This is a genomic window from Oscillospiraceae bacterium, from assembly GCA_009780275.1.
In the GTDB taxonomy this organism is placed as follows: Bacteria; Bacillota; Clostridia; order Oscillospirales; family UBA929; genus WRAI01.
On sequence record WRAI01000019.1, the window covers coordinates 39,233 to 52,211 of the forward strand.

Below are 12,979 nucleotides of genomic sequence, written 5' to 3' on the forward strand. Positions count from 1 at the left end.
GTGACTTGCATATGCACACTTTTATTCCGACGGAAGAAGTCGCAAAGCGCTGCGGCGACAAGCTGTACCGTACTGCGCTGGCCATTATGAAGAATAAATCTGATGCCGAAGACGTGGTGCAGGATGTGTTTGTCAAACGCATGGAGAAAGCACCTGATTTTGCGTCCGATGCTCATGAACTGGCATGGCTGATGCGCGTGACGGTCAATTTATGCAAGAGTAAATTGCGGTCGAGTTGGCGGCGTAAAACCGAGCCGCTGTTAGAGAGTTATCCGGCGCAAAACCAGGAGCAGGAGAGTGTTGTTGAACAGGTGATGGCATTGCCGCTGCGTTATCGGACGGTGATTCACTTGTTTTATTACGAGGGCTATTCATGCGCTGAAATTGCCGGAATCACGGCACAGAAAGAGGCGGCAGTGCGGCAGCAATTGACGCGTGCGCGGGGGATGCTGCGGGAGGCATTGGAAGGAGAAGACTTATGAAACAATATAGAGATTACATGAACGGCATATCGTTTGAGCCTGTTGCGGCGCGAACGAAGATGCGTAGTTATGGCATGATACGCCGGGCGGCGCATACAGCGGCCTGTTTAATGGTTGTCGCGGCGGCTGTAATTGGGGTTTCGACGCTGATTGACGGGAACAACGGAAATGTGTTGGATTTGCCGCCAGTTGGGATGCCGTCGCCCGGTGTTTCAACACCACCGGCTGCGCCGATGCATGAGGTAGTTTTTAATAAAGGGGAATGGTTAATACCTGAGGATCAGGGATGGACAAATTTACGTGATTTAACGGCAGGTGAGAGCCGTGCGCTTGGGATTGTTAGTGGAACAGCGTTTATTTATGAAAGTGACATGGTTGCTTATGTTTGGGGACATCGTGTTGTGGAGCATGATAGGATTTACGGGAACGTGCTGATGGCAGCGGATGAGTTTCCGCGGCACGTGTTGCGTATGGACGGCGAAAACGCTATGACATCCTATATTCAAGGTGTTGCGGTGCGAGCGTTTGTGGGGCAAATGATGGGAATACACTATGGGTATGGTGAAATGCGGGCGTTTTATGCTGAGTTTATGTTAGGCAGTACAGCATATCGCGTGTGGTTTAACGCGCATATTGATGCAGGGGTGGAAGAACATAAAGCGCGTTTAGCGGAGATGGTCAATTATTTGATTTTGCAGGGCGAGGTCGACTTGGGGATATTGACGGCGGTTTCGGAAGATACGCCGATGGTGTTTGCCGAGGGGGAGTGGCAGCAGCATCCGTATTGGCAACCGACAGACTTGACATATCGGGATTTGACAGAGGAAGAAAGTCGCGAGTTGGGGATGCTCTCATTGGCGACAAGGGCCTATTATCGCGACGACAGCGGTGCGTTTTTCATTGAGTCTGTGACGTATATGAATTACGACAGCATTTTACGGGTTCGTATGGCACCTGAGCGTGGGCGCGAACCTTGGGTGCTTGACGGTCAGTATATTACAAACGATGATACCGGCTTCGGTGTGATTGACGGGATACGGGTCATGGCATTGACGGCGGTTCATTGGCTGCCGGTGCAGGATGGAGAGGGTGAGCAGGCATGGAGAAGCTACTATGCGCACTTTACACTGGGCGATGCGACGTATTGGGTAGACTTAACGATGCATATGGACGATGGATGGAGAGAGTGGGCTGAGAGGCAAGTGACTCAAATGGTTGAGCAGTTGATTGAGCAAGGACCGGTGGAAGACTTGATGGTGATTGGCTGGGGTGCGATTGGATAGAATATAAAAAAAGCAAGCCTGCGTAATGCGGGCTTGCTTTTTGGTTTGGGCATGCTATTCGTTCAGCTGTTGGCTGTTACGCCTCACGATGCCACCTTGCCGGCAAAACTTTGTCTTTCCAACTTTCGACTCCGCTGCTTGCGGGCAACTACGCAAAAGTTTCCAGGCACTCCATTTTTGCCGGGCGGTTGTTCGGCCGCCCTACACCTCCATAAACACAGGCAGAATCAGCGGGTTGCGTCGTACTTTTCGGCTAATGAAGGATGATAGATCGCCTTTGATGACGGTTTTGATGCTGGCCCAGTCGGCGTTGGGTTTGCCGCTCATGGCTTTGTTGAGGGCATTTTGCGCCACGCGGTGCATTTCATCGTCGAGGGCTGTCGGCTCCTTGTTGAGCATGAAACCGCGGGTGACAATTTCGGGGCCGGCAACAACGGTGTTGCTGCCGCTGTCAAAGGTGACGCAGACGATGATGAGGCCGTCTTCTGACATATGCTTGCGCTCACGCAGAACCAGGCCGCCGATGTCACCAACGCTCATGCCGTCGACGAGTACGCGACCGGCGGGTACGGTGGCACCGAGCTTGGCGGTGCTTTCGGTAAGCTCTAATGTCATGCCGACGTCACCGAGAAAGATGTTTTTGGGATGCATGCCCATTTGTTTTGCCAAATTGGCGTGGGCGCGCAGATGGCGGTATTCGCCGTGGACAGGCAGGAAGAATTTAGGGTTGCAGAGGCCGAGAATAATTTTTAGCTCTTCTTGGCAAGCATGACCGGATACATGGATGTCGGCCAGTTTTTCGTAAACGACTTCGGCACCTTTGCGGAGCAGTTCATTGATGACACGACTGACCATTTTCTCATTGCCGGGGATGGCTGATGATGACATGATGACCTTGTCGCCGGCGCCGATTTCGACGTACTTATGGCCTGAGATAGCCATGCGATACAACGCTGACATGGGCTCACCCTGGCTGCCGGTGGTGATGATGACCAGTTTGTGCTTGGGGACGCCTTTGACGGCGTTGATGTCAACCAGCGTGTTGTTGGGCGGCTTGATATAGCCCAATTCGGTGGCCAGCTTCATAATATTTTCCATGCTGCGGCCGGTGACGGCGACTTTGCGGCCGACTTTGTGCGCGGCATTGATGATTTGCTGTAAACGGTGGATGTTTGATGCGAACGTTGTGACGATAATGCGTTGCTCGCAGCCCTTAAAGAGTGCGTCGAAACTTTCGCCAACTTTGCTTTCACTCATGGTGTAGCCGGGGCGTTCGGCGTTGGTGGAGTCACTGAGCAGGCAGAGAACGCCTTTTTTGCCCAGTGCGCCGAAGCGGGCAAGGTCTATCATTTTGCCCTCGACGGGCGTGGTATCGATCTTAAAATCGCCCGTGACGACGACAACGCCAACAGGGGTGTGGATGGCCAGACTCACCGAGTCAGCAATAGAGTGGTTGACGTTGATAAATTCAACTTTGAATGAGCCGCACTGGATGACCGTGCCGGCTTCGACACGGTTGATGCTGGCTTTTTTGAGATAGCCGCTTTCGTCGAGTTTGATTTCGAGTAGGCCGGCTGTCAAACGTGTGCAATAGACCGGTACTTGTAACGACGGCAGGAGGTAGGGTATCGCGCCGATATGGTCTTCGTGTCCATGCGTGACAAAGAGGCCGCGCAGTTTGTGGTGGTTCTTACTGATGTAGCTGATGTCGGGTATGACCAAGTCAATGCCGAGCAGCTCTTCATCGGGGAACGCCAAGCCGCAGTCGACAAGTATCATATCGTTGCCGTACTCGATGACAGTCATGTTTTTACCGATCTCATTCATACCGCCAAGCGGGATGATTTTGAGTTTGGGCTTGTTGGACTGCCGCGGGCTTTTGTTGTTGACCTCTTGCATGAGGTCATTAAAGCGTTTGTTTGCGTTGTTTTGAATGTTTTGTTTAGTAAGCGTCTTCTTTGCAGGGACGCCCGGTGTTTTTGTTGCCATAATGTGTGGAAATCCTCTCGTTTGTGATGACACACGCAAAGACGGGACAGTTATGTGATAACTGCCGCGCTTATTGTATGTACTGTGGGTTGCTTTATATTGTTTATATACAGGATGGCGGTTTGCCTATCCTAAAAGCCTGTTTATTATTATAACATAGATTTTTGCATTTGTATAGGGGGTAATTTAAAAATTTTGCACAGCATCCCATATGGCAATTACAGCGGCACGACGATTTGCCTCTTTTACAGGGGCACAATCACCGAATTTAGCGGCGATTTGGCGTTGGATTTCGATAGGGGTCAGCGCGGCACGTTGGGAAATTTTCTTGGCCGTGAAATTGCGCCGAGGGGTGAGCATTGCCGCCAATTGCTCTTGGGAAATAGGATCATCGGGTTTGAACGTGTTGTTTTGGAAGCCGAGGCAGTAGCCAGCCGCTTCAAGATCGCAGAGGGATTTAAGGCAGGGGTCGTCGGGAACAACGTCTTCAAAGGGGGAGAGTTTCATCAAGGTTTCGACGCCGGTGATGCGATAGCCGTATTCCTGGAGCAGTTGCAGTTGCAAGCCCAGTGCGTCGGCAACGGGGGACTGGATAGACATATTGTAGCCGTCTTTTTGGAAAATAACCGCGCCGGAGAGGGCGTTGGAATCGGCTTCAAGCAGTCGGCGTAGCGGGGTAACCATGTTTTGGACGTCTTGGTTGTAGTTACCGCTTGTTGGCATGTAGCCGCCGCCGTCGACATTGGCGGCCATATAGTGGTAGCACATGGTGGCGTAGGCGGTGTAGGCGTTATGTTTGCCCGTAGGCGACAGTCGCCTGCCGCGGCCGATGCGGTCAACATAGTGCGGCGGGCGGGCAAGTTTCATTTCGTAGCCGGAGAGGTCGAGGACCTTGTCATGCAGGCGCCGTAAATCAGCCACGACGTCGTCTTGGGTGCGGCAGAATTGGCGCTTGCGGTAGATGAAGTACTCGGCACCGAAGATGCGGTGGCGGTAGCTGTGGTTGGCGACTTCATGACCCTCGGATATCATGCGGCGTAGGAGGTCCGGGCAGGCTTCGACGCCGGCCAGTGCGTCTTGTTCAAAAGCGGCGTAGTGGTCAAATTTTGTGCCGAATACCGAGTGGGTATGTGGTGCGCCGATGACATCGGGGTAGTTTTCGGCCGTTGAGCCGATGACATCGAATGTTGCTGTGGCGTTGTATTGTTTGAGTACATCGAGTAGATGAGGGGTTAGCGAGCCATGGTGTACATTGGGCAAACAGGGAGCGGTTGTCGGGCCGTCGTCGAAAGTCATGGCACAGACGCGCTCTGTTGGCGGGTACAGGCCTTCAATGCGGCGAACGGGCGACATGATTTGCCCGGCCAGGCGTTTGCGGCGGGCTTTGATGTTGCAATTGATGTTGCGCAAGACGCCGTATATCTTCAAGTTCATGGCTGTTTCCTCAGTTTCTTGCGAAGTTTGCGAGCTGCCCAACGGACGAAGTTGCAAGGATTGCGCGGGATGGTTTGCTTTCTTGCAAGCAGTGCCGCTTTGACGGCTTCGAGGGTGAGCGGTGTGTCATCAGGCAGTTTGATGGTATTGCGGCCGATGGCGTTGGGGATATGCGCATCGCTGCCGGCGGTGACGATTTTGCCCTGCCTTGCGGCAATTTTTTTGATGATTGTGTTGCCGCGCGGATAATGGGCGTTGGCGGCTTCAAAGCCGTCGAGATATTGGGCGTTGGCTTGGCATTGCGTCAGCGTGTTGCGCGGGTGTGCGGCGATTAAAATGCCGCCGCGTTGGCGGACAAAGGGGGCGAGTTGAGCCAATTTAATCGGAGTTGGGGAGTAAAACTCGTCGCAGAACAGAGCCAAAACGTGACCGCAGTCAGTGCTGTATTCGGCGCCGGGAATGACGAGCAGTTCGGGCGGTGCGAGTTGGCGGATGATCTGGATGTTGGCCATGCTGTCATGGTCGGTGACGGCGATGCCTGACAGCATGCGGCGCAAAGCGGTATTGACGGCCTCCTGCGGCGTGGTTTGGCTGTCGTAGGAGGCATTGGTGTGGATGTGTAGGTCGAGTTTCACGCTCTGCCTCCTGTTTTGAGCAGTCCGATGGCGTAGGTGAGACTGCTGCGTAAATCGCGCCATGCGAAGACGCCGCCGCGGCATTTAGGGGAGAATAAGTCGGCGATGGCGTTGCCGCGCTGTTTGGTGCGTGTCCGAAGAGCGGTGGCGAGGTTGCAGAGGTCGTTGGGGAGGTATTGCATTTTTTGGCCGAGCCAGGGGGGAGATGTTTGATATTTGGTGTTTGGCGTTCGGCATTGTTTTTGAGCGGATTGAACGTAGGCGGTTGCCATTTGGGCGTTGCAGATATAAGTGAGTGGGTAGGTACCCCAGATGCGGGGGTTGACTTCTAAGAGATATGGTTCGTTGGGAGTTCCTTTGAACTCTACCATGGCAAAGCCTTTGAGTTGCAATGATTTTAGCAGTTTTGTGGCGCCGTCAATCATGCGGGGATGCCATACGGCTTGGGCGCAGCAGGCGGGGCCGCCGGTGATGGGATATTCGCGGATGCGTTCATGGCAAAAAATAGCAACTGGGTTGCTGTTATTGTCGAGGACGGCAGAGACGCCGTAGGCGTTGCCGGGGATGTATTGGGAGGCGAAGAGGTTGTGGGGGTGAATAGTAAGTGGTGAGTGATGAGCAATTGTGGCGCGTTGGGTCATGGCTTGATATTTTTCCTCGAATTCAGCGGAGGTGTGGGCGATGGCGTAGCGTTGGTCGGCGGGGAGGCCGAGGACTTCGCCATTGCGGTATTTCAAAACGCAAGGGAATTGCGGCGCGTCGAGGGGATAGTCTTGCGGTACAAGCAGCCCGAGGGTGCGGGCGATGGCTGCGACGGCGGGCTTGTCGGCGGCTTGGGTGAGGTCTTGGGCGTTGGAGAGCAAGGTGTGGAAGCGACTGCTAAAAGCTGTGTGATTGTGCGCGGCGATGGTGAGTGTTTCCATGGTTGTGGGCAGGAATACGCTGCCTTGGGGCAGTTGCAAGAGCGCGTTGGTATAGCCGCTGACGGGCAGGGTGACGCGCTGCTTGACATAACGGCAAGCGTGGCCAAGCTTGGGCTTATCTTCGCGGACAACAGCAGTGATTTCAAAGCCGGCTTGTCCCAATTCACGGAGGACAGCCAGTGACATTCGTGTGTGAGTGTCGGTGACGATGACTTGCATAATGTTATCCAATCATTTTTTGTGTCCAGTAGTGTTGGCCGTTTTCGTTGATGTATATACCTATGCCCATATGGGTGAAGGCCGGGTGCAGTAGGGCTTCGCGATGTTCGGGGGAGGCCAGCCAGTCGTTGACGACTTCTTGGGCTGTGTGTTGGCGGCGGGCCAGGTTTTCGCCGGAATAGTTGCCACGCAAGCCGGCTGCATATAGACGGTCGGAGGGGGATGTGCCGTCGGGGCAGTCGTGGTCGAAAAAGCCACGTGTTATCATGTCGCGACTGTGAGCGCGCGCAACCTCAGCGACACCATCGTGCCATTGCAGAGCTTGTAACCCATAGCGTTGACGTGCGGCGTTACTGAGGGTGAAAACTTGTTCTTCCAGTGACGGCTGTTGCGTTGACCTGGGGAGAAATAGAAATAGAAGCAGCAACAGCAAGAGCAGATATCTTAACATAAAGATAGTATACACGATTTGAGACAGGATTTCAAGACGGGGAAAAGGCCGAGGGCGTGAGCCGTCGGCCGAAGACAAAATTGTTGTTTGTTATGCAAAGAAATGCCTTATATCTGTGACAGTATGGCATGTTGAATGCCATAGCCCTACGTGCGACAATGTGAACAGAGGCCTTTGAGCAGGACTTGATGGTAGTGTACGGCGTGACCATGGTTGGTTTCGAGATCTTGGCAGAGTTTTGTTAAGTCGCCCTCAACGTCGAAAACCTTTCGGCAGTTGTCGCATACGAAATGGAAATGCTCATGTGTGTTATGGTCATAGTGTGCCGCACCGTGAGGCTGTCCGATGTTGAGCAGTTTGCCCGTCTCAGCCATGCGTGCCAAGTTGCGATAAACAGTGGCGCGGCTGATGGTAGGGTGTGTTTGCACTACGTGTTCGTATATCTGCGCGGCATTGGCGTGACAGTCCAAATCACGCACGGCTTGTGTGATAAGCTGCTTGGTGATGGTGTTGCGCTCGGCGGCTATATCATTTAGTTGTTCGGCAATCGTGCTGTACTCCTCGGTCATATCGTTTAGAAGTAGCGGTTGAGCAGTCCTTGAAACGCCATGCCGTGGCGCGCTTCGTCTTTGCACATTTCATGCACAGTGTCGTGGATAGCGTCGAGGCCCAGTTCTTTGGCACGAGTGGCGATGTCTTTTTTTCCTTGTGTGGCGCCGTGCTCGGCCATAACGCGCATTTCGAGATTCTTTTTGGTTGATACGTCAACGACTTCGCCCAGCAGTTCGGCGAATTTGGCGGCGTGCTCGGCCTCTTCAAAGGCAATACGTTTGTAAGCCTCGGCGACTTCGGGATAGCCCTCGCGATCGGCTTGGCGGCTCATGGCCAGATACATACCGACTTCGGTGCATTCGCCCATAAAATGTTGTTGCAGCCCTTCGACAACATCGGGGTCAACGCCTTTGGCAACACCGATGCGGTGCTCGTCGGCATAGGCGAGTTTGTCACCCGATTGTTCGGTGAATTTGTCGGCCGGGACTTTGCATAGCGGGCATTGCTCGGGTGCAGTTGCGTCTTCGTGCGCATAGCCACAGACGGTGCAGATAAATTTTTTCATGGTGTATTTCTCCCTTTTCTTATCGATATATAATATCAATTGATAATAAATACTATATCATGGTGTTTAAGCGTTGTCAATAGTTTTTTTGAAAAAAGTTGGAAAAAGTTTGTCCGACTGAATAGGACAAAAAATGCTTTGAATAAAGATAAGGGAAAAGAGATTTGGGGTGCGTGGGATGTTTTCGATTACATTGGCATTGATGTTACATAGCTTGTATTTGGGGTTGCGATTGAGCGGACGTGGGGGGGCATTTCCGCGGCGATTGACGACGGAAGAAGAAACGGCGCTGTGGGCGCGGCACCAACAGGGTGATAAATCGGCTCAGAATGCCTTGATTGAGCATAACATGCGACTGGTGACGCATATTGCGCGGAAGTTTTATGCCAGTGAGAGCGATTATGAGGATTTGTTGTCCTGTGGCAATATTGGTTTGATTAAGGCTGTTATGACATTTGACCCCGGCAAAGGTGCGCGCTTTGCAACGTATGCTTGTCGCTGTATTGAAAACGCTATACTAACATAACGGACTTATTCGGCATAAATGTTGAAACTCACACCCCATTTTCGGAAAAATGGCGCATGATTTCCGACATAAGCAGACAGTTAAAAGTAATGGTGTGCAATGCTAACGGAGTTATCAAGTACGCGCCGTTGTATATACACTCGTTCAATTTACTGCAACCGCATAAAATGGTCGAAGCCGAGAAGTTTAATATAATCTATACCGACCCGACACAGCTTATTTCAACATCGGACAAGCTAAGATATTATCGCTACAAGAAAGCACTGCGGCAAAAAGATGTCGCAGCGTATATTGGGATTGACTTATCGACCTATGTTAAATATGAGCAAGTCAACCGTGACTACTATCCATTGGAACAAATTAGCAAAATTGCCGAGTTGTTGGAAGTCGAGGTTGAAAATTTGCTTGACGATTACAATTTGTTTTTGTATCGTGGACAAGGGCAGCAAATCAAAGCATTGCGAAAGAGTGTGAAACTGTCGCAAGGCGAGTTTGGAAAACTCATAGGCGTGGCAAGCCGCCGGACGGTCGAGAGTTGGGAATGGGACAAGTCGATTGTGTCAAAAAGAGTTTGGGAGCATATCGTTCACATAAAAAATCAGACGGCAGGTAATCCCGCCGTCTAAATAGGTTATAGATGTGTTATCGTTGTGCCGACATACTTATCCGCTGTTATTTCAGCTAGTAAACGTCGATGGCAACGTGCAGGCAATTCCTCGGCACAAAGCAAACAAATACGCTTGTCGCCGAACCGCTCGAAAAAATCCAACTGATTCCGCATAGCAAGTATCTCGTTGTATGATTTCTCGTATTCCGCCCATGTAATAAGATTATCTTTATATCCATTAAGCAATGATGATGTAGGTGCAAATTGCGATGCCCACATATAATCACAGTTACAAATTGCTCGTAGAAAATACGCTAAGTCTTTGCTCTTGCTATACCCTGCCAGCTGTGATGAATTATATAGTCGGACATCTACCAATACATCAATCTTGTTTGATTTTATATGCTCGAAAAATGTTTGTGCAGATTTTTTAGTATAGCCGATAGTGAATATGTGCATAACCCCTCCACGCTATTTTAATGCTTTAAGTGTATCACTAAAAGCCTACGGCGTCAATGTTGCGTGTTTTAATAAGATTATCTATCGGATATACTGCACAGATATATTTATAGAATAAGTCTTGCCCATATTTGCCGTAAGGAGAGTTAGGAAGGCTCACTAAAATAAATGCTTTTGCCATTTTTCGCTTTCGCTTTTTGAAGTCGGGGTCGGTAACGCTAAATCCTTCATAGCTTTGGCCATTGTATGTAAAATTTGCCTTATACTTATCTTCATCGTTTTTGTATATGGTTAAATCATCAACCGCTACAAGCAAGAGCGAGCCTGCATTCTTAGCCATTTCATCTGACGAGAGCCACGGATTTGTATTTGAAAATATGGATTTCGTATTCTGCGTGTATTTGGACAAGTAATTAAGAGATGTCAATGATTTCTTAGAACTCAACACTTCTGTCAAGATGTAGTTTTCTTTTTGCCATTTTAATGGGGCGGGTTCTACATTGACGGTTATCATATCCCCTTTTTGAAATTGACATTGCTCTTTTGTCAACGCATGACCCTCTGCGTCACGCACTAGACGAATTAGCTTACCTGTTTGCGTGAGAGCCGCCACACAATATCCATTATGCTTGTCTGATTTTGCCAAAACTGTTATATTAAATTGCATAAATATCCCCTTTATTTTCAATAAATGATGTGGGTATATTTTACAATAGAAACGATGTAAATTACTCTAATTTTTGACAGAGTAAAGGCTCACCTATCACGGTAAGCCTTGATTATCTCGTCATACAATTTTAATTTTTGCCATTTCGGACAGGACAGTTTATCAATCTTTGCGCTGACTGCCTGTGCATATATCGTTGAAACACGCTCTTCAAGCTCTTTAATCTTTTCGGGCGTTTTGGGATAATGTACTACGATGTCGAAAAACCATCCCTCCTTTCGGGGCGTTTCTATGCTTCAACATATGTATGATAGGTTGTTTGATATGTTTAATTCTCCCATGGTGTAAACGTATCGGCGGGTAATTCTGTCAATACAGACACCCCCAAAGCTGATTGCAGATACTCCCTAGTATCATACTCGCTAAACTCCCCCACAGCATGAAACACAATGACCTTGCTAACCCTCCGCATAAGAGCGTCCCACACAAGCCGATTTTCAATCCTAACAGCCGGATATTGCATTTCGAGCGGTAGATTACTTATGATGTAAACTTTGGTATAGCACGCTACCTTGTTTGCGTAACGGCACGGCAGCATAAGCGGATAGCCGTCTAGGTAGTTATTCATGTCTTGAATTTTGAAGCCATGAGCAAACTCGTCCAAAATCAAAACGTCCTCTAACTGGTATTTGTCAAAGCAGCCTGTCTTGTAGCCTGTAATTTGGCACACATTTTCATAGCCGTATTTTTCCATGACATAGCGTGTTTTACCAAGCCCAGTTGCGCCGTGAATGTATGCAACTTCTAATTTACGGAATGTACTGCGAAATTCGTTAGCGACTATATCCTGCCGTGTCTGTTCAAGTGCCGAACGATAGCGGAGTAAATGCCGTTGTGTGTTGATTACATCAAGTACACCGTGACCGTTTTCGAGCATATCGTAGGCAATATCCCAATCGGTGCGGTGTCCTTGTTGTTCGATTGGGATTTCGCCCCATTCCACAAATGTTCCCTCGATTACTGTCTCGGCTTTTTCGTCCTCTTGCCACTTGCCCGATTTTTCAACATAGGCTTTGCACTCTGCGGCTGTACCCATTGCAGGCTCAATGTGAGCCGTAGGGAATAGCCTTTTGACGGTTGAAAATCGGATTGCTGATTTTGCCGTTACGAAAAATAAATGCGTATGTGGTGTGCTTTCCTCTGCGCCGATTTCGTCTGCCATACACCAGTATTGCAAGTTCATGTTGTCGAGCATTTTGCGGATTATTTCGTGTGACCACTCCTCGCCCGGATTATCGATGGTCAGCATATATTTGCGATGTCTTGTATCTTTTGACATATGCTTTCGCCCCTTTCTTAAATTTTGTGGTACAGGGGTCAATATGTAATACTAGGATATTGACCCCTGCGGCGTATAGCTTACGCTTCGCACGCTATACACCGCAGGGCTTTCCCTATGACAATGCACCTTTGCACAATTCCTCAACATTTGATGTTTTCGGAACTTTGATAAAATGTAACTGCGACCCTTGCAACAGTACCGTACCCTCGCCAAGTCCAAACTCACGACCCTTGACTTGCTCGATGTGGTCTGGCATGAGCATATCGTACACCGAGCGCACGAACGCACCCAACACAACGACAACGCCGTAATTCAAGCGTGACCCGACAGGAAAAGCAACGGCATCGGGGCGTTGACATGATACAATCAACCGCACCGACTTAGACCGCCCCATGAGCAAAATCTCGCTGACTTTATTCATAACGACCGCCGCTTTTTTCTTGTCCTCATTGGCCAATGCAAGAATATTGGCGATATATTCGTCCCATATCAGCGTGACAGGGTTGCGGCTTTTATCCTCGCCCGACAGCCGAGCATTGAGACGATTATACACAGCGTCTAATGCGTCAAGTGTTTGCTTGTATGTGTAATATCGTGGTGAACCTTGCAGATACTCGAAAGCGTCCTCTGCTTTGTAATCGGCAAAGTAAAATTCACCTTTTGGGTTCGCCTTTATCAGCCGTGCGAACAGCTGCGTTTGAAAATAGGACTTGCCGCTACCATGTCAATGACAATGATAAAATGCATAAAAGAGGCGAACAAAAAATGCATGATTTTGGTAACATGGATGTAAATATGCTACACTCAATTTTGCTGGGAGACTCCCGGCAGAAGGAGTGTAAGAA

The 12,979-nt window shown here is 49.8% G+C and carries 15 protein-coding genes; 4 read left to right on the forward strand and 11 right to left on the reverse strand.

Going from position 1 to position 12,979, the window contains the following annotated elements; genetic code table 11:
• The first annotated feature begins 11 nt into the window (after window positions 1-11).
• The gene (locus FWE06_06825; protein MCL2546892.1) at window positions 12-482 is read left to right on the forward strand and encodes a sigma-70 family RNA polymerase sigma factor; all 471 of its coding nucleotides are present in this window, start codon (window positions 12-14) and stop codon (window positions 480-482) included.
• A complete protein-coding gene (locus tag FWE06_06830) occupies window positions 479-1,765 on the forward strand; it encodes a hypothetical protein (protein ID MCL2546893.1) in 1,287 nt (428 codons plus the stop codon). Before FWE06_06825 ends, FWE06_06830 begins: the two co-directional genes overlap by 4 nt.
• Window positions 1,766-1,966: 201 nt before the next feature.
• Here FWE06_06830 and FWE06_06835 read toward each other — a convergent pair whose 3' ends face one another.
• The 7 genes from FWE06_06835 to FWE06_06865 all read right to left on the reverse strand — a co-directional run bounded on the left by FWE06_06835 (window position 1,967) and on the right by FWE06_06865 (window position 8,533).
• The gene (locus FWE06_06835) at window positions 1,967-3,664 is read right to left on the reverse strand and encodes a ribonuclease J (protein MCL2546894.1); all 1,698 of its coding nucleotides are present in this window, start codon (window positions 3,662-3,664) and stop codon (window positions 1,967-1,969) included.
• Between the two features lie 276 nt (window positions 3,665-3,940).
• Window positions 3,941-5,188: a polysaccharide deacetylase family protein gene (locus FWE06_06840; GenBank protein MCL2546895.1), complete on the reverse strand. Its 1,248-nt coding sequence runs from the start codon at window positions 5,186-5,188 to the stop codon at window positions 3,941-3,943.
• A complete protein-coding gene (locus tag FWE06_06845) occupies window positions 5,185-5,823 on the reverse strand; it encodes a PHP domain-containing protein (GenBank protein MCL2546896.1) in 639 nt (212 codons plus the stop codon). Before FWE06_06845 ends, FWE06_06840 begins: the two co-directional genes overlap by 4 nt.
• The gene (locus FWE06_06850) at window positions 5,820-6,965 is read right to left on the reverse strand and encodes an ATP-grasp domain-containing protein (GenBank protein MCL2546897.1); all 1,146 of its coding nucleotides are present in this window, start codon (window positions 6,963-6,965) and stop codon (window positions 5,820-5,822) included. Before FWE06_06850 ends, FWE06_06845 begins: the two co-directional genes overlap by 4 nt.
• Before the next feature lie 4 nt (window positions 6,966-6,969).
• Window positions 6,970-7,416, reverse strand: a complete 447-nt coding sequence (locus FWE06_06855; protein MCL2546898.1) for a CAP domain-containing protein — start codon at window positions 7,414-7,416, stop codon at window positions 6,970-6,972.
• Window positions 7,417-7,562: 146 nt separating this feature from the next.
• Complete coding sequence (locus FWE06_06860; GenBank protein ID MCL2546899.1) at window positions 7,563-8,051, reverse strand: transcriptional repressor; 489 nt, start codon at window positions 8,049-8,051, stop codon at window positions 7,563-7,565.
• A complete protein-coding gene (locus FWE06_06865) occupies window positions 7,991-8,533 on the reverse strand; it encodes an NADH peroxidase (protein MCL2546900.1) in 543 nt (180 codons plus the stop codon). Before FWE06_06865 ends, FWE06_06860 begins: the two co-directional genes overlap by 61 nt.
• Before the next feature lie 178 nt (window positions 8,534-8,711).
• Here FWE06_06865 and FWE06_06870 point away from each other — a divergent pair, with 178 nt between their 5' ends.
• Window positions 8,712-9,059: a sigma-70 family RNA polymerase sigma factor gene (locus FWE06_06870; GenBank protein ID MCL2546901.1), complete on the forward strand. Its 348-nt coding sequence runs from the start codon at window positions 8,712-8,714 to the stop codon at window positions 9,057-9,059.
• Window positions 9,060-9,115: 56 nt separating this feature from the next.
• Window positions 9,116-9,685 (forward strand): hypothetical protein, encoded by a 570-nt coding sequence (locus FWE06_06875; protein MCL2546902.1) that lies wholly within the window; start codon window positions 9,116-9,118, stop codon window positions 9,683-9,685.
• Window positions 9,686-9,690: 5 nt separating this feature from the next.
• Here FWE06_06875 and FWE06_06880 read toward each other — a convergent pair whose 3' ends face one another.
• The 4 genes from FWE06_06880 to FWE06_06895 form a co-directional block, all read right to left on the reverse strand.
• On the reverse strand, window positions 9,691-10,125 hold the full coding sequence (locus FWE06_06880; protein MCL2546903.1) for a DUF488 domain-containing protein: 435 nt from the start codon (window positions 10,123-10,125) through the stop codon (window positions 9,691-9,693).
• Window positions 10,126-10,162: 37 nt separating this feature from the next.
• Window positions 10,163-10,792, reverse strand: a complete 630-nt coding sequence (locus FWE06_06885; GenBank protein MCL2546904.1) for a hypothetical protein — start codon at window positions 10,790-10,792, stop codon at window positions 10,163-10,165.
• A gap of 328 nt (window positions 10,793-11,120) precedes the next feature.
• Entirely contained in the window at window positions 11,121-12,131 is a 1,011-nt protein-coding gene (locus tag FWE06_06890) for an RNA helicase domain-containing protein (GenBank protein ID MCL2546905.1), read from the reverse strand.
• 115 nt (window positions 12,132-12,246) lie between these two features.
• The gene (locus FWE06_06895) at window positions 12,247-12,687 is read right to left on the reverse strand and encodes a hypothetical protein (GenBank protein ID MCL2546906.1); all 441 of its coding nucleotides are present in this window, start codon (window positions 12,685-12,687) and stop codon (window positions 12,247-12,249) included.
• Window positions 12,688-12,979 lie beyond the last annotated feature (292 nt).